This is a genomic window from Pseudomonas zhanjiangensis (genome assembly GCF_041027545.1).
Lineage (GTDB): Bacteria > Pseudomonadota > Gammaproteobacteria > Pseudomonadales > Pseudomonadaceae > Aquipseudomonas > Aquipseudomonas zhanjiangensis.
This window is the reverse complement of record NZ_JBFTEG010000002.1, coordinates 212,780-232,469: the sequence shown is the minus strand read 5'-3', so window position 1 is coordinate 232,469 and position 19,690 is coordinate 212,780. Positions and strand designations below refer to the sequence as shown.

18 protein-coding genes are annotated in these 19,690 nt (G+C 64.4%); 17 read left to right on the top strand and 1 reads right to left on the bottom strand.

The window, feature by feature from the left end:
* Position 1: 1 nt before the first annotated feature.
* The 12 genes from fabZ (at position 2) to ispD (ending at position 14,240) form a co-directional block, all read left to right on the top strand.
* A complete protein-coding gene (fabZ, locus tag AB5S05_RS03605) occupies positions 2 to 442 on the top strand; it encodes a 3-hydroxyacyl-ACP dehydratase FabZ (protein WP_369286076.1) in 441 nt (146 codons plus the stop codon).
* A complete protein-coding gene (gene lpxA / locus AB5S05_RS03600; RefSeq protein ID WP_369286075.1) occupies positions 439 to 1,215 on the top strand; it encodes an acyl-ACP--UDP-N-acetylglucosamine O-acyltransferase in 777 nt (258 codons plus the stop codon). Before fabZ ends, lpxA begins: the two co-directional genes overlap by 4 nt.
* A gap of 3 nt (positions 1,216 to 1,218) precedes the next feature.
* On the top strand, positions 1,219 to 2,352 hold the full coding sequence (lpxB, locus tag AB5S05_RS03595; RefSeq protein ID WP_369286074.1) for a lipid-A-disaccharide synthase: 1,134 nt from the start codon (positions 1,219 to 1,221) through the stop codon (positions 2,350 to 2,352).
* On the top strand, positions 2,352 to 2,948 hold the full coding sequence (gene rnhB / locus AB5S05_RS03590; RefSeq protein ID WP_369286073.1) for a ribonuclease HII: 597 nt from the start codon (positions 2,352 to 2,354) through the stop codon (positions 2,946 to 2,948). The genes lpxB and rnhB overlap by 1 nt, the downstream gene beginning before the upstream one ends.
* A 91-nt stretch (positions 2,949 to 3,039) precedes the next feature.
* Positions 3,040 to 6,558 (top strand): DNA polymerase III subunit alpha, encoded by a 3,519-nt coding sequence (gene dnaE, locus AB5S05_RS03585; protein WP_369286072.1) that lies wholly within the window; start codon positions 3,040 to 3,042, stop codon positions 6,556 to 6,558.
* Between the two features lie 136 nt (positions 6,559 to 6,694).
* The gene (gene accA / locus AB5S05_RS03580) at positions 6,695 to 7,645 is read left to right on the top strand and encodes an acetyl-CoA carboxylase carboxyl transferase subunit alpha (protein ID WP_369286071.1); all 951 of its coding nucleotides are present in this window, start codon (positions 6,695 to 6,697) and stop codon (positions 7,643 to 7,645) included.
* A 129-nt stretch (positions 7,646 to 7,774) separates the two neighbouring features.
* Positions 7,775 to 9,088, top strand: coding sequence for a tRNA lysidine(34) synthetase TilS (tilS, locus tag AB5S05_RS03575; RefSeq protein WP_369286070.1), 1,314 nt, complete (start codon positions 7,775 to 7,777; stop codon positions 9,086 to 9,088).
* A gap of 182 nt (positions 9,089 to 9,270) precedes the next feature.
* Positions 9,271 to 10,902, top strand: a complete 1,632-nt coding sequence (pyrG, locus tag AB5S05_RS03570) for a CTP synthase (RefSeq protein WP_369286069.1) — start codon at positions 9,271 to 9,273, stop codon at positions 10,900 to 10,902.
* Positions 10,903 to 10,906: 4 nt separating this feature from the next.
* A complete protein-coding gene (gene kdsA, locus AB5S05_RS03565) occupies positions 10,907 to 11,752 on the top strand; it encodes a 3-deoxy-8-phosphooctulonate synthase (protein WP_369286068.1) in 846 nt (281 codons plus the stop codon).
* A 144-nt stretch (positions 11,753 to 11,896) separates the two neighbouring features.
* Entirely contained in the window at positions 11,897 to 13,186 is a 1,290-nt protein-coding gene (gene eno / locus AB5S05_RS03560; RefSeq protein WP_369286067.1) for a phosphopyruvate hydratase, read from the top strand.
* 65 nt (positions 13,187 to 13,251) lie between these two features.
* Positions 13,252 to 13,533, top strand: coding sequence for a cell division protein FtsB (ftsB, locus tag AB5S05_RS03555; RefSeq protein ID WP_369286066.1), 282 nt, complete (start codon positions 13,252 to 13,254; stop codon positions 13,531 to 13,533).
* On the top strand, positions 13,530 to 14,240 hold the full coding sequence (gene ispD, locus AB5S05_RS03550) for a 2-C-methyl-D-erythritol 4-phosphate cytidylyltransferase (protein ID WP_369286065.1): 711 nt from the start codon (positions 13,530 to 13,532) through the stop codon (positions 14,238 to 14,240). Before ftsB ends, ispD begins: the two co-directional genes overlap by 4 nt.
* 12 nt (positions 14,241 to 14,252) lie before the next feature.
* Here the strand turns inward: ispD and AB5S05_RS03545 are convergent, their stop codons facing one another.
* Positions 14,253 to 15,143 (bottom strand): LysR substrate-binding domain-containing protein, encoded by an 891-nt coding sequence (locus tag AB5S05_RS03545; RefSeq protein WP_369286064.1) that lies wholly within the window; start codon positions 15,141 to 15,143, stop codon positions 14,253 to 14,255.
* Positions 15,144 to 15,317: 174 nt separating this feature from the next.
* Here AB5S05_RS03545 and AB5S05_RS03540 point away from each other — a divergent pair, with 174 nt between their 5' ends.
* The 5 genes from AB5S05_RS03540 (at position 15,318) to surE (ending at position 19,687) form a co-directional block, all read left to right on the top strand.
* Positions 15,318 to 16,430, top strand: a complete 1,113-nt coding sequence (locus tag AB5S05_RS03540) for an S-(hydroxymethyl)glutathione dehydrogenase/class III alcohol dehydrogenase (RefSeq protein ID WP_369286062.1) — start codon at positions 15,318 to 15,320, stop codon at positions 16,428 to 16,430.
* An 83-nt stretch (positions 16,431 to 16,513) separates the two neighbouring features.
* Positions 16,514 to 17,359 carry an S-formylglutathione hydrolase gene (fghA, locus tag AB5S05_RS03535; protein ID WP_438943534.1) on the top strand — a complete coding sequence of 282 codons (846 nt, stop codon included), beginning with the start codon at positions 16,514 to 16,516 and terminating at the stop codon, positions 17,357 to 17,359.
* 62 nt (positions 17,360 to 17,421) lie between these two features.
* Positions 17,422 to 17,895, top strand: coding sequence for a 2-C-methyl-D-erythritol 2,4-cyclodiphosphate synthase (ispF, locus tag AB5S05_RS03530; RefSeq protein ID WP_369286061.1), 474 nt, complete (start codon positions 17,422 to 17,424; stop codon positions 17,893 to 17,895).
* Complete coding sequence (truD, locus tag AB5S05_RS03525) at positions 17,892 to 18,950, top strand: tRNA pseudouridine(13) synthase TruD (protein WP_369286060.1); 1,059 nt, start codon at positions 17,892 to 17,894, stop codon at positions 18,948 to 18,950. The genes ispF and truD overlap by 4 nt, the downstream gene beginning before the upstream one ends.
* Entirely contained in the window at positions 18,938 to 19,687 is a 750-nt protein-coding gene (surE, locus tag AB5S05_RS03520) for a 5'/3'-nucleotidase SurE (RefSeq protein WP_369286059.1), read from the top strand. Before truD ends, surE begins: the two co-directional genes overlap by 13 nt.
* Positions 19,688 to 19,690: the final 3 nt, after the last annotated feature.

The following is a 19,690-nucleotide window of genomic DNA, read 5'->3' as shown; positions in this document are numbered from 1 at the left end:
AATGATGGACATCAACGAAATACGCGAATACCTGCCCCACCGTTACCCGTTTCTGCTGGTCGACCGGGTGGCGGAGCTGGATGTCGAGGGCAAATGGATTCGTGCCTACAAGAATGTCAGCGTCAACGAGCCCTTTTTCAATGGGCATTTTCCCGAGCACCCGATCATGCCGGGTGTCTTGATTATCGAGGCCATGGCCCAGGCGGCCGGAATCCTGGGTTTCAAGATGATGGGCGCCAGGCCTTCCGATGGCACCCTGTATTACTTCGTCGGCTCGGACAAGCTACGCTTTCGCCAGCCGGTGGTCCCGGGTGACCAGTTGATCCTCGAGGCCAGGTTCCTCAGCACCAAGCGCAGCATCTGGAAATTCGAGTGCAAGGCGACGGTGGATGGCAAGGAAGTCTGTGCGGCCGAAATCATCTGTGCGGAACGCAAACTATGAGTTTGATTGACCCTCGCGCCATCATCGACCCCAGCGCCCAGTTGGCCGACGACGTTGTCGTCGGCCCCTGGTCGATGATCGGGGCCGATGTGATCATCGGCGAGGGTACAGTGATTGGCCCCCATGTGATCCTCAAGGGGCCGACTCGAATCGGCAAGCACAACCGCATCTACCAGTTTTCCTCGATCGGTGAGGATACCCCGGACCTCAAGTACAAGGGCGAACCCACGCGCCTGGTGATCGGCGATCACAACGTGATCCGCGAGGGCGTCACCATCCACCGCGGCACCGTCCAGGATCGCAGCGAGACGACCCTGGGCGATCACAACCTGATCATGGCCTACGCGCATGTGGGGCACGACAGCGTCATCGGCAACCATTGCATTCTGGTCAACAACACCGCCTTGGCCGGACATGTCCTGGTGGATGACTGGGCGATTCTCTCCGGCTATACCCTGGTCCATCAGTTCTGCCATATCGGTGCGCACAGTTTTTCCGGCATGGGCACCGCCATCGGCAAGGATGTGCCTGCCTATGTCACGGTCTTCGGCAATCCAGCCGAGGCGCGCAGCATGAACTTCGAAGGCATGCGTCGTCGCGGTTTCAGTAACGAGGCGATCACCGCACTGCGCCGCGCCTACAAGACGGTGTATCGCCAGGGGCTGACGGTGGAGCAGGCGCTGGCCGAGTTGGCCGAACCTTCGGCGCAGTTTCCCGAGGTCGCGGTGTTCCGCGATTCTATCCAGGCCTCCCGCCGCGGCATCACCCGTTAATCCATGAGCAAGCAACTACGCGTTGCGCTGGTGGCAGGCGAGGCTTCCGGCGACATACTCGGTGCGGGCCTGATGCAGGCGCTCAAGGCCCGTCATCCGCAGGTCGAGTTCATCGGCGTCGGCGGTCCGCTGATGGAGGCCGAGGGGCTGAGCTCGTACTTTCCCATGGAGCGACTGGCGGTCATGGGCTTAGTCGAGGTGCTCGGCCGCCTGCCGGAGCTGTTGCTGCGTCGCCGGCGTCTGGTCACTGCCCTGATCAGTGCCAAACCGGATGTATTCATCGGCATCGATGCCCCGGACTTCAACCTGGACCTGGAGCTCAAGCTGCGCCGTGCCGGCATCAAGACCGTGCATTACGTGAGCCCTTCGGTCTGGGCCTGGCGGCAGAAGCGGGTGCTGAAGATCCGTCAGGCCTGCGACCTGATGCTCACTCTGTTTCCATTCGAGGCGCAGTTCTACGACGCTCATCAGGTCGCGGTGCGCTTCGTCGGTCATCCATTGGCCGACGCCATTGCGCCGCAGGTCGACCGAGCGGCGGCGCGGGCGGCGCTGGATCTGCCTGCGGACGGTCCGGTGGTGGCACTGCTGCCGGGCAGCCGGGGGAGCGAGGTGGCTCGCCTGGGCGGCCTGTTCCTCGATGCGGCGGTGCGATTGCGTGCACTACGCCCGGGTATTCGCTTCGTCCTGCCCTGTGCCAGCCCTGAGCGGCGTGCGCAGCTGGAGCAGCAATTGGTCGGGCGGGATCTGCCGCTGACCCTGCTCGACGGGCGCTCCCACCTGGCGCTGGCGGCTTGCGATGCGGTGCTGATCGCCTCGGGTACCGCCACCCTGGAAGCCCTGCTGCACAAGCGACCTATGGTGGTGGCCTATAAGGTCTCGCCCATGACCTACAGGATTCTCAAGCGCCTGGTGAAGAGTCCCTACATTTCCCTGCCGAACCTGCTGGCCGAGCGTTTGCTGGTGCCCGAGCTGATCCAAGATGCGGCCACGCCCGAGGCGCTGGCGCAGACCCTGGCGCCGCTGCTGGAGGGCGGCGAGGTGCAGACCGAGGGCTTCGACGTGATTCACCGCGCGCTGCGGCGCGATGCCTCGGCTCAGGCGGCCGATGCCGTGCTCAAGCTGCTGGGGCAGGGCTGATGCAGTTGGGGCTGGATTTTTCCCAGGTGCAGGAGCTGGTCGCCGGTGTCGACGAGGTCGGGCGCGGCCCCTTGTGCGGCGCTGTGGTCACGGCGGCGGTGATACTCGATCCGTTGCGGCCGATTCAGGGGCTCAATGACTCGAAAAAGCTCAGCGAGGCTCGGCGCGAGGCGCTGTTCGACGAGATCTGTGAAAAGGCCCTGGCCTGGTGCATTGCCCGTGCCGAGGTGGAGGAGATCGATCGGTTGAACATCCTCCAGGCCACCCTGCTGGCCATGCAGCGTGCGGTCGAGGGGTTGAGCGTCACGCCGCGTCTGGCGCTGATCGACGGCAACCGCTGTCCGCGCCTGCAGGTACCGAGCGCCGCGGTAGTCAAGGGCGACAGCCAGGTGCCCGCGATCGCGGCCGCCTCGATCCTGGCCAAGGTCAGTCGCGATCGTGAGATGCAGGTGCTCGATGCCCAATACCCCGGGTATGGCATCGCCGGGCACAAGGGGTATCCGACGCCGGTACACCTCGAAGCCCTGCGCAGATTGGGGCCGACGCCCATCCATCGGCGCTCGTTCGCGCCGGTGCGCGCCTTGCTGCCAAGCTGAGCCCGTCGGTCCGCCGGCGCCTCTCTGGTCTTTATTTCAAGGCCCGGTACAATCCGGGCTTTGTCGTTTTCGTGTTTCGTATAGGACTGTCATGACCGCTTCGTTCGTCCATCTGCGTCTGCATACCGAGTATTCCCTGGTCGACGGCCTGGTGCGGGTCAAGCCGCTGATCAAGGCCGTGGCAGGCGCGCAGATGCCGGCGGTGGCAGTCACCGACATGAGCAACATGTGCGCCCTGGTTAAGTTCTACAAGGCCGCCATGGGTGCCGGGATCAAGCCGATCTGCGGGGCCGATATCTGGCTGGCCAGCGCCGAAGAAGACGGCCCGCTCACTCGCATGACCTTGCTGGCGATGGATGCCAAGGGTTACCGCAATCTGACCGAGCTGGTCTCCCGCGGCTGGATGGAGGGCCAGAGCAACGACCTGGTGATTATCCAGCGCGACTGGGTAAAGGAAGCCGCCGAGGGGCTGATCGCCTTGTCCGGTTCGAAAGAGGGCGAGGTTGGGCAGGCCCTGCTCGGCGGCGATGCCGCCGAGGCCGAAGCGCTGCTGCGCGAGTGGATGGCGGTTTTCCCCGAGCGCTTCTACCTGGAAGTTCAGCGTACCAATAGGGTCAACGACGAGGAGCATCTGCACCTGGCTGTCGAACTGGCTGCCAGGCTTGGGGCGCCGCTGGTGGCGACCAACGACGTGCGCTTCCTCAATCAGGACGATTTCGCCGCCCATGAAACCCGTGTCTGTATCGGTGAGGGGCGCAGCCTGGATGACCCGCGCCGGCTACGCACCTATTCGGATCAGCAATACCTGAAGACACCGGAAGAAATGGCCGAGCTGTTCGGCGACCTTCCCGAGGCGCTGGCCAACAGCGTGGAGATCGCCAAGCGCTGCAACATAGAAGTTCAGCTGGGCAAATATTTCCTCCCCGACTTCCCGGTGCCGGCCGGCATGACCATGGACGAATACTTTCGCAAGGTCTCCTTCGACGGCCTGGAGGAGCGCCTGCAGGTGCTGCTGCCCAAGGATACGCCGGACTATGAGGCGAAGAAGCAGGTCTATATCGACCGGCTGAATTTCGAGCTGGATATCATCATCCAGATGGGCTTTCCCGGTTACTTCCTGATCGTCATGGACTTCATCCAGTGGGCCAAGAGCAACGGCGTTCCGGTCGGCCCCGGCCGCGGCTCGGGTGCCGGCTCGCTGGTGGCCTATGTGCAGAAGATCACCGACCTCGATCCCTTGGCCTACGACCTGCTGTTCGAACGTTTCCTCAATCCGGAACGGGTCTCCATGCCCGACTTCGACGTCGACTTCTGCATGGACGGTCGCGACCGGGTGATCGACTACGTCGCCGAGAAATACGGGCGCAACGCGGTGAGCCAGATCATCACCTTCGGCTCCATGGCGGCCAAGGCGGTGGTGCGAGACGTGGCGCGGGCCCAGGGCAAGTCCTACGGCCTGGCCGACCGGCTGTCCAAGATGATTCCGTTCGAAGTCGGCATGACCCTGGAAAAGGCCTACGAGATGGAGGAGCCGCTGCGCGACTTCCTCAAGGTCGACGAGGAGGCCGCGGAAATCTGGGAGATGTCGCTCAAGCTCGAAGGCATCACCCGCGGCACCGGCAAGCACGCCGGCGGCGTGGTGATCGCGCCGACCAAGCTCACCGATTTCTCGCCGATCGCCTGCGACGACGAGGGTGGCGGCCTGGTGACCCAGTTCGACAAGGACGACGTCGAGGCCGCCGGCCTGGTCAAGTTCGACTTCCTCGGCCTGCGCACCCTGACCATCATCAAGTGGGCGATGGAGACGATCAACCGCGAGCAGGCCAAGAAGGGTCTGGAACCGCTGAACATCGACTTCATTCCGCTGGATGACAAGCCGACCTTCGCCATGTTGCAGAAGGCCGAAACCACGGCGGTGTTCCAGCTCGAATCACGCGGCATGAAGGAGCTGATCAAGAAGCTCAAGCCGGACTGCCTGGAGGACATGATCGCCCTGGTGGCGTTGTTCCGTCCGGGGCCGCTGCAGTCGGGCATGGTGGACGACTTCATCAACCGCAAGCACGGCCGCGAGCCGATCTCCTACCCGCATCAGGACTATCAGTATCCGGGCCTGGAGCCGGTGCTCAAGCCCACCTACGGCATCATCCTGTACCAGGAGCAGGTGATGCAGATCGCCCAGGTGATGGCCGGCTATACCCTCGGTGGCGCGGACATGCTGCGCCGCGCCATGGGCAAGAAGAAGCCCGAGGAGATGGCCAAGCAGCGCGGCGGTTTCATCGAGGGTTGCGCCAACAACGGCATCGATGCCGATCTGGCGGGCAACATCTTCGACCTGGTGGAAAAGTTCGCCGGCTACGGCTTCAACAAGTCGCACTCGGCCGCCTATGGTCTGGTTTCCTACCAGACTGCCTGGCTCAAGGCGCATCACCCGGCGCCGTTCATGGCCGCGGTGCTGTCGGCGGATATGCACAACACCGACAAGGTGGTGACCCTGATCGAGGAGTGCCGCAGCATGAAGCTGCGCCTCAATGCGCCGGACGTGAACATGTCCGAGTTCAAGTTCACGGTCAACGACGAGGGGCATATCGTCTATGGCCTGGGCGCGATCAAGGGGGTCGGCGAGGGCCCGGTCGAGGCCATTGTCGAGTCGCGCCGCGACGGTCCGTTCAAGGACCTGTTCGATTTCTGTTCGCGCATCGACCTCAAGCGCATCAACAAGCGCACCCTCGAGGCGCTGATTCGTGGCGGTGCCCTGGATCGCCTGGGGCCTTACTTCCATGAGGAACTCAAGGCCTACCAGGCCAATATCGACCGTAATCGGGCAGTCCTGCTGGCGGCCATGGAGGAGGCGGTGCAGGCGGCCGAACAGACCGCGCGCAGCCACGACAGTGGTCACATGGACTTGTTCGGCGGGGTTTTCGGCGATGCCGAGATGGACGTCTACGCCAACCATCGCAAGGCCCGCGAGCTGTCCTTGAAGGAGCGCCTGAAGGGCGAGAAGGACACCCTCGGCCTCTACCTGACGGGGCATCCGATCGACGAATACGAAGGCGAGGTGCGCCGTTTCGCCCGCCAGCGCATCGTCGACCTGAAGCCGGCCCGCGACAGCCAGACGGTGGCCGGCCTGATCGTCGCCCTGCGGGTGATGAAGAACAAGAAGGGCGACAAGATGGGCTTCATCACCCTCGACGATCGTTCCGGGCGGATCGAGGCCTCGCTGTTTGCCGATGCCTTCGCCGGCGCCCAGGCGCTGCTGCAGACCGATGCCCTGGTGGTGGTCGAGGGCGAGGTGAGCAACGATGACTTCTCCGGTGGCCTGCGTCTGCGGGCCAAGCGGGTGATGAGCCTGGAAGAGGCGCGCACCGGGTTGGCCGAAAGCTTGCGCCTGAAGGTCGCCGGGGCCGCCCTGCAGGGTGATCGGCTACGCTGGCTGGCCGACCTGTGCGGGCGCCACCGCGGTGCCTGTCCTATCACCCTGGACTATACCGGCGAGCAGGCCAAGGCCTTGCTACAGTTCGGCGAAGGTTGGCGAATCGATCCGGCCGACAGCTTGATTCAGGCATTGCGTGACCAGTTCGGGCGAGACAACGTCTTTTTGCACTACCGCTGATTTGCGCGGCCCCTGCCGCGCAATTCGCTTGTGACACCTGTTTGGTGTCGACCTGAATGCGCCTGTTCCTATATGGTAGGGCGCGAAACGGATACCGCTCCCCGGCCGCTTGGCCGTCGACGCAAGACGGATGACTATGAACCCGAATTTTCTCGATTTCGAACAGCCGATCGCCGACCTGCAAGCCAAGATCGAAGAGCTTCGCCTGGTCGGTAACGACAACGCACTGAACATCGGCGACGAGGTCGCGCGCCTGCAGGACAAGAGCAGTGCGCTGACCGAAAGCATTTTCGCCAATCTGAGCAGCTGGCAGATCGCCAAGCTGGCTCGCCACCCCCAGCGCCCCTATACGCTGGACTACCTCGAGCACATCTTCACCGAGTTCGACGAGTTGCACGGTGACCGGCATTTCTCCGACGATGCGGCGCTGGTCGGTGGCGTGGCGCGTCTGGATGGCGAGCCGGTGATGGTCATCGGTCACCAGAAGGGCCGCGAGGTGCGCGAGAAGGTGCGCCGCAACTTCGGCATGCCGCGTCCGGAGGGCTATCGCAAGGCCTGCCGGCTGATGGAATTGGCCGAGCGTTTCAAGATGCCGATCCTGACCTTTATTGATACCCCTGGGGCCTACCCGGGCATCGATGCCGAGGAGCGCGGTCAGAGCGAGGCGATCGCCTGGAACCTGCGAGTGATGGCGCGCCTGAAGACCCCGATCATCGCCACCGTCATCGGCGAGGGCGGCTCCGGCGGTGCGCTGGCGATCGGTGTGTGCGACCAGTTGAACATGCTGCAGTATTCGACCTACTCGGTGATTTCGCCGGAAGGCTGTGCCTCCATTCTGTGGAAGACCGCGGACAAGGCGCCGGAGGCGGCGGAAGCCATGGGGATCACCGCCGAGCGCCTGAAGGGCCTGGGCATCGTCGACAAGGTGATCGGCGAGCCGTTGGGCGGCGCCCATCGCGACCCTGCGGCGGCGGCCGAGTCTATTCGCCAGGAACTGGTGGCTCAGCTCAAGACCCTGCGCAAGTTCGACACGTCCGAGTTGCTGGCGCGGCGTTATGAGCGCCTGATGAGCTACGGCGTCGCCTGATCAGCGCAGTAGAATGAGGCGCCGGCCTGTTTTCGTCGACTCCGCTGCTGTCGGTGTCGCTCGATATGGCTGGCCGCCCTCCAGTTGTGCGGGTGGGCCAGTGTCCACTCGACAATCCGAATGCACTCCATGACCCTCGAAGAGCGCCTGCTCGCTACCCTTGCGCCCTGGCGCGATGCGCCGGCCTGGCTGATCGCCCTGTCTGGCGGTCTTGATTCCACTGTCTTGTTGCATATGCTCGCCGGCCTCGCCCGGCGGCAGCCTCTGCCACCCCTTCGCGCCATTCATGTCCACCATGGCCTGCAGTCGATTGCCGATGGCTGGCCGGCGCATTGCCAGCGTCTGTGCGCGGCGCTGGGCGTGCCGCTGCAGGTCGAGCGGGTCGATGTCTCGCCGGGAGCCAGCCTGGAGCAGGCCGCCCGACAGGCCCGTTATGCCGCCTTCGAGTCGGCCCTGGGGGCCGGGGATTTGCTGTTGCTGGCCCAGCACCGCGATGACCAGGCCGAGACCCTGCTGTTTCGCCTGATGCGCGGTGCCGGAGTACTTGGCCTGGCCGCCATGCCGGCGCAGCGGGTTCTGGGGCGCGGCCATCTGTTCAGGCCGCTGTTGAATCTTTCGCGGGACGAATTGCGCGCCTATGCGGACGAGCATCGGCTGCGTTGGCTGGAGGATCCGTCCAACGCCAATTGCCGCTTCTCGCGCAACTACCTGCGTCACCGGATCATGCCGCTGCTGGCCGCGCGTTGGCCACAGGCCGCCGTCACCCTGGCGCGCTCGGCCGAACACCTCGGCGAGGCCGCGCAATTGCTCGACGAGCTGGCGCAGCAGGACTTGGCGGCTGCGCATGACGCCCCGGCTTTCCCCTGGCTGGCGCTGCCGAGCCTGAGCTTGGCGCCGCTTCTGGGGTTGAGCGAGGCGCGCCAGCGCAATGCCCTGCGCTACTGGCTGCGCGCGCTGACGATCTTGCCCGATAGTCAGCACTGGGCGGGCTGGCAGGCGCTGCGTGATGCTCGGAGCGACTCGGTTCCGCTCTGGCGCCTGGCTGGCGGCGAGCTCAGGCGCGCCGACGGGCGGCTGTGGTGGCTGAGCGGCGACTGGCTGCGCGCGCCGGCCATGCCGACGGCGCCTGTCGGGCAAAACCGGCCGATGGCGCTGCCGGGCAATGGCTGTGCATGGATTGACGGTGTGTTGCCGGCCGGCAACTGGCGCCTGGCCTATCGACAGGGGGGCGAGGTGTTGAAGCTGGCGGGGCGTGGCCATCGTGACCTCAAGCGCCTGCTCAACGAGCGCCAGCTTCCGGCATTCGTGCGCGGGCGCCTGCCCTTGTTGTACGACGACGGCGAGCTGCGCGCGGTGGCCAATCTGCCCGGTCTGGATGCGCCGCCTGACGGTCAATGGCGACTGCGTTGGCAGCCGCCGATCGATGATCAAGGTTTGAGCTGAAAAGGCCTTTCCGGTAGACTACGCTCCCGTCTTATCAGAGCTTTTTCTGATTCCTTTTCACCTGGTGAATAGGAGTCGGCAATCGCTTGTCAGTTACAGTGCTTGAGTAACTGAGGGCTTCGGCCTTCCTTCGCTTTCCCCGGCGGCGCAGACCGCTTAAACGCAGACTTCTAGGGTTTTTCATGACGCGCTACATCTTCGTCACGGGTGGTGTTGTTTCTTCTTTGGGGAAAGGCATCGCTTCGGCTTCATTGGCGGCTATCCTGGAGGCGCGGGGCCTGAAGGTCACGATGCTCAAGCTGGATCCCTATATCAACGTCGATCCGGGCACCATGAGCCCGTTCCAGCACGGTGAGGTGTTCGTCACCCATGACGGCGCCGAGACCGACCTCGACCTGGGCCACTACGAGCGGTTCATCCGCACCACCATGACCCAGAACAACAACTTCACCACCGGCCGTGTCTACGAGCACGTGCTGCGCAAGGAGCGCCGTGGTGACTACCTGGGTGCGACCATCCAGGTCATCCCGCATATCACCGACGAGATCAAGCGACGCATCATCAAGGGTGCCGGCGATGCCGACGTGGCCCTGGTCGAGATCGGCGGTACCGTGGGCGACATCGAGTCGCAGCCGTTCCTCGAGGCGATTCGCCAGCTGCGAGTCGAAGTCGGTGCCAAGCGAGCCATGCTGATGCACCTGACCCTGGTGCCTTATATCGCCACCGCCGGCGAAACCAAGACCAAGCCGACCCAGCACTCGGTCAAGGAACTGCGTTCGATAGGCCTGCAGCCGGACGTGCTGATCTGCCGTTCCGACCACCCGGTGGATGCGTCCTCGCGGCGCAAGATCGCGCTGTTCACCAACGTCGAAGAGCGTGCGGTGATTTCCCTGGAAGACGTCGATACCATCTACAAGATCCCTTCGGTGCTGCATGCCCAGGGTCTGGACGACTTCGTCGTCGAGCGTTTCGGCCTGGAGTGCGGCGGTGCCGATCTGTCCGAGTGGGAGCGGGTGGTCGATGCCAAGCTGCACCCCGAGCATGAAGTCACCATCGCCATGGTCGGCAAGTACATGGAGCTGCTGGATGCCTACAAGTCGCTGATCGAGGCGATGAGCCATGCCGGCATCCAGAATCGCACCAAGGTCAACCTGCGCTATATCGATTCCGAAGACATCGAGAACCAGGGTACCGGCCTGCTCGAAGGTGTCGACGCCATCCTGGTGCCGGGCGGTTTCGGCCTGCGCGGCGTCGAAGGCAAGATCAAGACCGTGCAGTTCGCCCGCGAGAACAAGATTCCCTACCTGGGCATCTGCCTGGGCATGCAGGTCGCGGTGATCGAGTTTGCCCGCAATGTGCTGGGCTGGACCGACGCCAACTCCACCGAGTTCGACAGCGCCAGCGAGCACCCGGTGGTCGGTCTGATCACCGAATGGCAGGATGCCACCGGCGAAGTGGAACAGCGTAGCGAGACCTCCGACCTCGGCGGCACCATGCGCCTGGGTGCCCAGGAGTGCCTGCTCGAGGATGGCTCGCAGGTGCACCAGTGCTACGGCAAGGATGTGATCGTCGAGCGGCATCGCCATCGCTACGAGGTGAACAACAACCTGTTGCCGCAGCTGATCGAGGCTGGCCTGAAGGTTTCCGGTCGCTCCGGCGATGGTGCCCTGGTCGAGGTGGTCGAGGCGCCGGATCATCCGTGGTTCGTGGCTTGCCAGTTCCACCCCGAGTTCACCTCGACGCCGCGTGATGGTCATCCGCTGTTCAGCGGTTTCGTCAACGCCGCCCTGGCGCAACACGCGAAGAAGGCATAAGGACATGACCCAGAAGACCATCAAGGTTGGCGCCATCGAGATCGCCAACGACAAGCCGATGGTGCTGTTCGGCGGCATCAACGTCATCGAGTCGCGCGACCTGGCCCTCCGCGCCTGCGAAGAGTATGTGCGGGTCACCGAGAAGCTCGGTATTCCCTATGTCTTCAAGGCCAGCTTCGACAAGGCCAACCGCTCCTCCATCACCTCCTTCCGTGGCCCCGGCCTGGAAGAGGGCATGAAGATCTTCGAAGAGGTGAAGCAGGCCTTCGGCGTGCCGGTGATCACCGATGTGCACGAGCCGCATCAGGCGGCCACGGTGGCCGAGGTGTGCGACATCATCCAGCTGCCGGCCTTCCTCTCGCGGCAGACCGACCTGGTGGTGGCCATGGCCAAGACCGGCGCGGTAATCAACATCAAGAAGGCCCAGTTCCTCGCGCCCCAGGAGATGAAGCACATCCTGTCCAAGTGCGTGGAAGCCGGCAACGATCAGCTGATTCTCTGCGAGCGCGGCTCCTCCTTCGGTTACAACAACCTGGTGGTGGACATGCTCGGCTTCGGCATCATGAAGCAGTTCGAGTACCCGGTGTTTTTCGACGTGACCCACGCCCTGCAAATGCCGGGGGGGCGCGCCGACTCGGCGGGCGGTCGCCGTGCCCAGGTCACCGACCTGGCCAAGGCCGGCATGAGCCAGGCCCTGGCTGGGCTGTTCCTCGAGGCACACCCTGATCCGGACAACGCCAAGTGCGACGGCCCCTGTGCCTTGCGTCTGGACAAGCTGGAGCCCTTCCTCAGCCAGCTCAAGCGGCTGGATGACCTGATCAAGAGTTTTCCGCCGATCGAGACTGCCTGAAACGGTCATTCTCGAGTAGAGCGCTGTTTGTATACAATATGACTCGTTAGTCGGTACATTTTCCGCGTCGGCAGGTTGCCGGCGTGTGGTGGGCGATCCGCCCGGCACTAACTTTTAAGTCAACTTTTTGGAGTGCTACACGCAATGGCAAAGATCGTCGACATCAAAGGCCGTGAGGTTCTCGACTCCCGTGGCAACCCGACCGTGGAAGCCGATGTGATCCTCGAAGGCGGCATCATCGGCAGCGCCTGTGCGCCGTCCGGTGCCTCCACCGGTTCGCGCGAGGCGCTGGAACTGCGTGATGGCGACAAGAGCCGTTACTTGGGCAAGGGCGTGTTGAAAGCCGTAGCCAACATCAACGGGCCGATCCGCGATCTGCTGCTGGGCAAAGACGCCGTCGATCAGCAGGCGCTGGACCGCGCAATGATCGAGCTGGACGCTACCGAGAACAAGGCCAGCCTGGGCGCCAACGCCATCCTCGCCGTGTCCCTGGCGGCTGCCAAGGCCGCCGCGCAGGCCAAGGGCGTGCCGCTGTACGCGCATATTGCCGACCTCAACGGCACCCCGGGTCAGTACTCCATGCCGGTGCCGATGATGAACATCATCAACGGCGGCGAGCACGCCGACAACAACGTCGACATCCAGGAGTTCATGGTTCAGCCAGTCGGCGCCAAGACCTTTGCCGATGCCCTGCGCATGGGTGCGGAGATCTTCCATCACCTCAAGGCCGTGCTCAAGGCTCGTGGCCTGAGCACCTCGGTGGGCGACGAGGGCGGCTTCGCGCCGAACCTGGCGTCCAACGAAGACGCCCTGGCGGCCATCGCCGAGGCCGTGGCCAATGCCGGCTACAAGCTCGGCGACGACGTTACCCTGGCCCTGGACTGCGCCTCCAGCGAGTTCTACAAGAACGGCCAGTACGACCTGGCCGGTGAAGGCAAGGTGTTCGATGCTGCCGGCTTCGCCGACTACCTGGCCGGTCTGTCCGAGCGCTATCCGATCATCTCCATCGAGGACGGCATGGACGAGTCCGACTGGGCCGGCTGGAAGGTGCTGACCGACAAGATCGGCGCCAAGGTGCAACTGGTCGGCGACGACCTGTTCGTTACCAACACCAAGATTCTCAAGGAAGGCATCGAGAAGGGCATCGGCAACTCGATCCTGATCAAGTTCAACCAGATCGGCTCGCTGACCGAGACCCTGGAAGCCATCCAGATGGCCAAGGCCGCCGGTTACACCGCGGTGATCTCGCACCGCAGCGGTGAAACCGAGGACAGCACCATCGCCGACCTGGCCGTGGGCACCGCCGCCGGCCAGATCAAGACCGGCTCGCTGTGCCGTTCCGACCGCGTATCCAAGTACAACCAGCTGCTGCGTATCGAAGAGCAGCTGGCTGGCAAGGCACCTTACAAGGGCCGTGCCGAGTTCCGCGGCTGAGGCCAGGCGTGGTAAAAGAGGGGCGGCTTTTGCCGCCCTTTCTATATCTGAATTGAAGTGTTTCGATGTCCAAGACTCCCTACTGGCTGTTGGCCGTGCTCATCGCGCTGCTGCTCGGATTGCAGTACCGCCTGTGGGTGGGGGACGGCAGCCTGGCCCAGGTCACCGACCTCAAGCAGCAGATCGCCGAGCAGCGCGGCGAAAACCAGCGTCTGCTGGAGCGCAACCGCATCCTCGAGGCGGAAGTGCTGGAGCTCAAGAGCGGCATGGAAACCGTCGAGGAGCGTGCTCGCCACGAACTCGGCATGGTCAAGGAGGGCGAGACCCTCTATCAGTTGGCCGAATGAGCGGTCAATCGCTTCCCGCCTTCTGGGTCCTGGTTCCGGCTGCTGGCGTTGGCAGCCGGATGCGCGCCGACCGTCCCAAGCAGTACCTGCAACTGGCCGGCAAGACCATTCTCGAACACACCCTGGATTGTTTCCTGGGCCACCCCGGCCTGCGTGGCCTGGTGGTCAGCCTGGCGGCCGACGATCCCTATTGGCCGACCCTGAGCTGTGCGCAAGACCCACGGGTGCGGCGCGCCGAGGGGGGGCGTGAGCGTGCCGATTCGGTGCTCGGCGGCTTGTCGCGTCTGATCGAGCTGGGCGCCCGGGAGCAGGACTGGGTGCTGGTTCACGATGCCGCGCGACCGAACCTGGCGCGTTCCGATCTGGACCTGCTGCTCAGCGAGCTCGCCGATGACCCGATCGGCGGGCTGCTCGCCGTGCCGGCGCGCGACACCCTCAAGCGTGCCGGCGCCGACGGGCGGGTGCTGGAAACCGTCGATCGCTCGCCGATCTGGCTGGCCTACACACCACAGATGTTTCGCCTGGGGCCTTTGCGGCGGGCGCTGGTGGATGCCCTGGCCGCCGGGGCGGCGATTACCGATGAGGCGTCGGCCCTCGAGTGGGCCGGGGCGGCGCCGCGCCTGATCGAGGGGCGGGCGGACAATCTGAAGATCACCCGTCCGGAAGATCTCGACTGGCTGCGCCAGCGCTGGTCCGCGGGTCGTTAGGCGTCTGCGGCGCTAGCGTCGGTATTCGCGGCGCTGGCCCAGGCCGCGTTTGAGGAAGTCCACCAGCTGGCGCACTTTGGGCGACAGATGGCGCTGCTGCGGATAGAGCGCCCAGACGGCGGTGTTGGGGGGCTGGTGGTTGTCCAGCAGCGAGACCAGGGCGCCGCTGCGCAGGTGTTCGAGGACGTAGTAGTCCGGCAGCTGGCACAGGCCCAGGCCGCGAAGAGCCGCTTCCAGCACCGCCTGGCCGCTGTTGCAGCGCCAGTTGCCCTGCACCCGGACGCTGGTTTCCCTGTCGTCGAGCTGGAAGCTCCAGCTATCCGAGCTGCCGATCAGGCAGTTGTGTCGAGCCAGCTCCGACAGGCTGTGTGGTCGGCCATAGTGCTGCAGGTAGTTCGGCGCCGCGCACAGGTACATCTGCCGTGGTGCCAGACGCGTCGCCACCAGGCGAGAATCCTGCAGGCGGCCCAGGCGGATGGCCAGGTCCAGCCCTTCGTGGACCAGGTCCAGGCTGCGGTTGCTCAGTTCGATGTCCACCCGCAGCTGGGGATGGCGGCTCATGAAGTCGGTCACCAGGGGCACGATAAAGCGTTCGCCATAGGCCACCGCGCAGGTCATGCGCAGCAGGCCCTTGGGTTCGCTGCCCAGGTCGCCGACCGCACGCAGCGCTTCCTCGCGGGCATCCTGCAGGCGCCGGCAATGTTGCAGGAAGGTCTGTCCCGCCTCGGTCAGCGCCACGCGCCGTGTGCTGCGGTAGAACAGGCGGGTCTGCAGGCGCTCTTCCAAACGTGCGACCTGGCGGCTGATCTGCGAGGCGGATAGCCCGAGGCGTTCGGCCGCGCCGGTGAATTGGCCGCATTCGGCGACGGCGACGAATTCATCCAGACCTTCCCAGCGGTTCATGACCTCTTTCTCCTGCGCAGTGCGGCGCCGGCTAATGGCGGCATCGGTGCATGGTAATGCGAGGAGGCCATATTATCCCTGTATGGCAATAATGTTTTGATAAATGCCTGATTATTGATTCTGGGTCGCTGATCTACACTCTCTGCCACCGTTACAACCAGCTGGAGAGCGAACATGATCAAGTCACGTGCCGCGGTAGCCTTTGCCGCCAACCAACCGCTGCAAATCGTCGAAGTGGATGTCGAGCCGCCTAAGGCTGGCGAGGTGCTGGTGCGCATCGTCGCCACCGGTGTCTGCCATACCGATGCCTACACCCTGTCCGGTCAGGACTCCGAGGGTGTGTTTCCCTGCATCCTGGGTCACGAAGGCGGTGGCGTGGTCGAGGCGGTCGGCGAGGGCGTGACCTCAGTCAAGGTGGGCGATCACGTGATCCCGCTGTACACCGCTGAATGCGGCCAGTGCAAGTTCTGCAAGTCCAACAAGACCAACCTGTGCAGCTCGGTGCGTGCCACTCAGGGCAAGGGCCTGATGCCCGATGGCACCACCCGCTTCTCCTATCAGGGCCAGCCGGTCTACCACTACATGGGCTGCTCGACCTTCTCCGAGTACACCGTGCTGCCGGAAGTCTCGGTCGCGGTGATCCCGAAAGAAGCGCCGCTGGACAAGGTCTGCCTGCTGGGCTGTGGTGTCACCACCGGCATCGGCGCGGTGCTCAACACCGCCAAGGTGGAGGAGGGCGCAACCGTGGCCATCTTCGGCCTGGGCGGCATCGGCCTGGCCGCCATCATTGGCGCCAAGATGGCCAAGGCTTCGCGCATCATCGGCATCGACATCAACCCGGCCAAGGAAGCCGTGGCCCGCGAGCTGGGCATGACCGACTTCGTCAACCCGAAGGAGCACAGCAAACCGATCCAGGAGGTCATAGTCGAGATGACCGACGGCGGCGTCGACTACAGCTTCGAGTGCATCGGCAACGTGCAGCTGATGCGTGCGGCGCTGGAGTGCTGCCACAAGGGCTGGGGCGAGTCGACCATCATCGGCGTGGCGCCGGCCGGTGCCGAGATCAGCACCCGTCCGTTCCAGCTGGTGACCGGCCGCGTCTGGCGCGGCAGCGCCTTCGGTGGGGTGAAAGGTCGCAGCGAACTGCCGGGCTACGTCGAAAAGTCGCAGAAGGGCGAGATCCCGCTGGACACCTTCATCACCCACAACATGCCGCTGGACGATATCAACCAGGCCTTCGATCTGATGCATGAAGGCAAGAGCATCCGTACGGTCATCCATTTTTGAGTGTCTAGGGTGGGTGGCCTCGTCTGCACCCACCGTCTTGCGCCGGAAAGCCCGAGCTGGCTTTCCGGCCTACGGAGATTGTCATGACCCTGGAAAACATTTCCTGCCAGAAAAGCTTCGGCGGCTGGCACAAGCGTTACCGTCATCGTTCCACCTCGCTCAACTGCGACATGCAGTTTGCCGTCTACCTGCCACCGCAGGCCGAACAGGATGCCAAGTTGCCGGTGCTGTACTGGCTCTCCGGCCTGACCTGCACCGACGAGAACTTCATGCAGAAGGCCGGCGCCCAGCGTCTGGCTGCCGAATTGGGCCTGGTCATAGTGGCGCCGGACACCAGTCCGCGCGGAGACGATGTACCGGGTGACCCCGAGAATGCCTGGGACTTCGGCAAGGGCGCCGGTTTCTACGTCAATGCCACGCAAGAGCCCTGGTCGCGGCACTACCGTATGCACGACTACGTGGTGCACGAGCTGCCGGCGTTGATCGAGGCGAACTTTCCGGTTTCGGACAAGCGCGGCATCAGCGGCCACTCCATGGGCGGCCACGGTGCCTTGGTCTGCGCCTTGCGCAACCCGGGGCGCTACCAGTCGTTGTCGGCGTTCTCGCCGATCACCAACCCGATGAACTGTCCGTGGGGCGAGAAGGCGCTCTCGCGCTATCTGGGCGAGGACCGCTCGCGCTGGAAAGGCTGGGACGCCTGTGCGCTGCTCGCCGAAGCCAGCGAGCGTCTGCCGATTCTGCTGGATCAGGGCGACCGCGACGACTTCCTGGAAACCCAGCTCAAGCCCGAGGCGCTGGAGGCTGCGGCCAAGGCGGTTGGTCATCCGCTGACCCTGCGTCTGCAGCCCGGCTATGACCACAGCTACTACTTCATCGCCAGCTTTATCGACGATCACCTGCGCCATCACGCCCAGGCATTGCATGGCTAGGGGCTCCGGCCCGTTGATAGTCCTGTAGAATAACGCCCTGAATTTCCAGGGCGTTTTTCATTATGCGTATTGGTCATGGCTACGACGTGCACCGTTTCGCCGAGGGCGACTTCATCACCCTCGGCGGGGTGCGAATCCCTCACGGTTTCGGATTGCTCGCGCACTCCGACGGCGATGTGCTGCTGCACGCGCTGAGCGATGCGCTGCTCGGCGCCGCGGCGCTCGGCGATATCGGCAAGCACTTCCCGGATACCGATCCGCGCTTCAAGGGCGCCGACAGCCGCGTGTTGTTGCGTCACGTCCTGGGTTTGGTTCAGGCGAAGGGGTGGCAGGTCGGCAATGTCGACGCCACCATCGTCGCCCAGGCGCCAAAGATGGCGCCACACATCGAGGCCATGCGCGAGCTGATCGCCGCGGATCTGCACGTCACCCTGGAGCAGGTCAACGTCAAGGCCACCACTACCGAGAAGCTCGGCTTCACCGGCCGCCAGGAAGGCATCGCGGTGCACGCCGTCGCGCTGTTGGTGGGCCTGTGAACGAACTGGAGCTGCTCGGGCCGCGGGGTCATGGGCTGGCTTGCGGCACGGCGGTGCTCAAGGCCTGCGCGGAGGATTTTCAGGTCGATGAGGTGCTGGATATTCCCCTGGCCGGAGAGGGCGAACACCTGTGGCTGTGGGTGGAGAAGCGCGGGCTGAATACCGAAGACGCGGCGCGGCGCATCGCCCGCGCCGCCGGCGTGCCGTTGCGCATGATCAGCTATGCGGGCCTCAAGGACCGCCAGGCGTTGACCCGCCAGTGGTTCAGCCTGCACCTGCCCGGCCAGGCCGATCCCGATCTGTCTGCCGCCGAGGGGCCGAGCCTGGGCATCCTCAAGCAGGTTCGCCACAAGCGTAAATTACAGCGTGGTGCCCATTCGGCCAACGGCTTCACCCTGCGCCTGACCCAGCTGGTCGCCGATCGCGACGCGTTGGCGCGGCGGCTGCAGGCAATCGCCGCTCAGGGCGTACCCAACTATTACGGCTTGCAACGCTTCGGTCATGGTGGTGGCAATGTGCTGGAGGCGCGCCGCTTCGCCGCCAGCAAGGCGCTGCCGCCGCAGCGCAATATCCGCTCGCGGCTGCTTTCGGCGGCGCGCAGCTACCTGTTCAACCAGTCCCTGGCAGAGCGTGTTTCGGCCGGTACCTGGAATCAGGCGTTGCCCGGCGACCTGCTCGCCTTTACCGACAGCCGCAGCTTCTTCCCGGCCGGCGAGGCCGAGTGCCAGGACCCGCGCTTGGGCATTCTCGATCTGCATCCGACCGGCCCGCTGTGGGGGGAGGGCGATTCTGCGGCCGGCGGCGACCAGCAGGTGCTCGAGCGGCGTCTGGCAAATGCCGAGAGGGATTTGGTGGCCTGGTTGGCAGAAGCGGGGATGGCGCACGAACGACGCATACTGCGCCTCCCCATCGGCGGTTTGACGTGGCATTATCCCGAGCCTGACATTCTGCAACTGGAATTCGTCCTGCCGGCTGGATGCTTCGCTACCGTATTGGTGCGCGAACTCGTCGATCTGTTGCCGGCAGGGCAGACGGATAACCCATGCGTATTCTGATTTCTAACGATGATGGTGTGGCCGCGCCGGGCCTCGCCGCCTTGCACGCCGCCTTGACCGATTATGCCGAGTGCACGGTGATCGCCCCCGACCAGGACCGCAGTGGCGCCAGCAGCTCGCTGACCCTCGACCGTCCGTTGCATCCGCATACGCTGGCCAACGGCTTCATCAGCCTTAACGGAACCCCCACCGATTGCGTGCACCTGGGCTTGAACGGCCTGCTGCCGGAACTGGCGGATCTGGTGGTGTCGGGCATCAACCTGGGTGCCAATCTGGGCGATGACGTCCTCTATTCCGGCACCGTGGCGGCGGCTCTCGAGGGGCGCTTCCTGAGTCGCCCGGCATTTGCCTTCTCGCTACTGTCGCGCCAGCCGGACAACCTGGCCAGTGCCGCCTACTTCGCCCGCAAGCTGGTGGCGGCCCATGAGCGCCTGGATCTGCCGCCCCGCACCGTGCTCAACGTCAACATCCCCGATCTGCCGCTGGAGCAGATCCGTGGTGTCCAGCTGACCCGCCTCGGCCATCGAGCCCGTGCGGCGGCGCCGGTGAAGGTGATTAACCCGCGAGGCAAGGAAGGCTACTGGATCTCCGCCGCTGGCGATGCCGAGGACGGCGGTCCGGGGACCGATTTCCACGCGGTGATGCAGGGCTATGTGTCGGTGACGCCGCTGCAGCTGGATCGTACCTTCCAGGACGGCTTCCGCAGTCTGGAGCCCTGGCTGGAGGGCCTGCTCTGATGA

Bases quoted from the DNA above. Each gene is read 5' to 3' on its own strand.
- fabZ (WP_369286076.1), top strand. From the start codon at position 2: ATGATGGACATCAACGAAATACGCGAATACCTGCCCCACCGTTACCCG.
- lpxA (WP_369286075.1), top strand. From the start codon at position 439: ATGAGTTTGATTGACCCTCGCGCCATCATCGACCCCAGCGCCCAGTTG.
- lpxB (WP_369286074.1), top strand. From the start codon at position 1,219: ATGAGCAAGCAACTACGCGTTGCGCTGGTGGCAGGCGAGGCTTCCGGC.
- rnhB (WP_369286073.1), top strand. From the start codon at position 2,352: ATGCAGTTGGGGCTGGATTTTTCCCAGGTGCAGGAGCTGGTCGCCGGT.
- dnaE (WP_369286072.1), top strand. From the start codon at position 3,040: ATGACCGCTTCGTTCGTCCATCTGCGTCTGCATACCGAGTATTCCCTG.
- accA (WP_369286071.1), top strand. From the start codon at position 6,695: ATGAACCCGAATTTTCTCGATTTCGAACAGCCGATCGCCGACCTGCAA.
- tilS (WP_369286070.1), top strand. From the start codon at position 7,775: ATGACCCTCGAAGAGCGCCTGCTCGCTACCCTTGCGCCCTGGCGCGAT.
- pyrG (WP_369286069.1), top strand. From the start codon at position 9,271: ATGACGCGCTACATCTTCGTCACGGGTGGTGTTGTTTCTTCTTTGGGG.
- kdsA (WP_369286068.1), top strand. From the start codon at position 10,907: ATGACCCAGAAGACCATCAAGGTTGGCGCCATCGAGATCGCCAACGAC.
- eno (WP_369286067.1), top strand. From the start codon at position 11,897: ATGGCAAAGATCGTCGACATCAAAGGCCGTGAGGTTCTCGACTCCCGT.
- ftsB (WP_369286066.1), top strand. From the start codon at position 13,252: ATGTCCAAGACTCCCTACTGGCTGTTGGCCGTGCTCATCGCGCTGCTG.
- ispD (WP_369286065.1), top strand. From the start codon at position 13,530: ATGAGCGGTCAATCGCTTCCCGCCTTCTGGGTCCTGGTTCCGGCTGCT.
- AB5S05_RS03545 (WP_369286064.1), bottom strand. From the start codon at position 15,143: ATGAACCGCTGGGAAGGTCTGGATGAATTCGTCGCCGTCGCCGAATGC.
- AB5S05_RS03540 (WP_369286062.1), top strand. From the start codon at position 15,318: ATGATCAAGTCACGTGCCGCGGTAGCCTTTGCCGCCAACCAACCGCTG.
- fghA (WP_438943534.1), top strand. From the start codon at position 16,514: ATGACCCTGGAAAACATTTCCTGCCAGAAAAGCTTCGGCGGCTGGCAC.
- ispF (WP_369286061.1), top strand. From the start codon at position 17,422: ATGCGTATTGGTCATGGCTACGACGTGCACCGTTTCGCCGAGGGCGAC.
- surE (WP_369286059.1), top strand. From the start codon at position 18,938: ATGCGTATTCTGATTTCTAACGATGATGGTGTGGCCGCGCCGGGCCTC.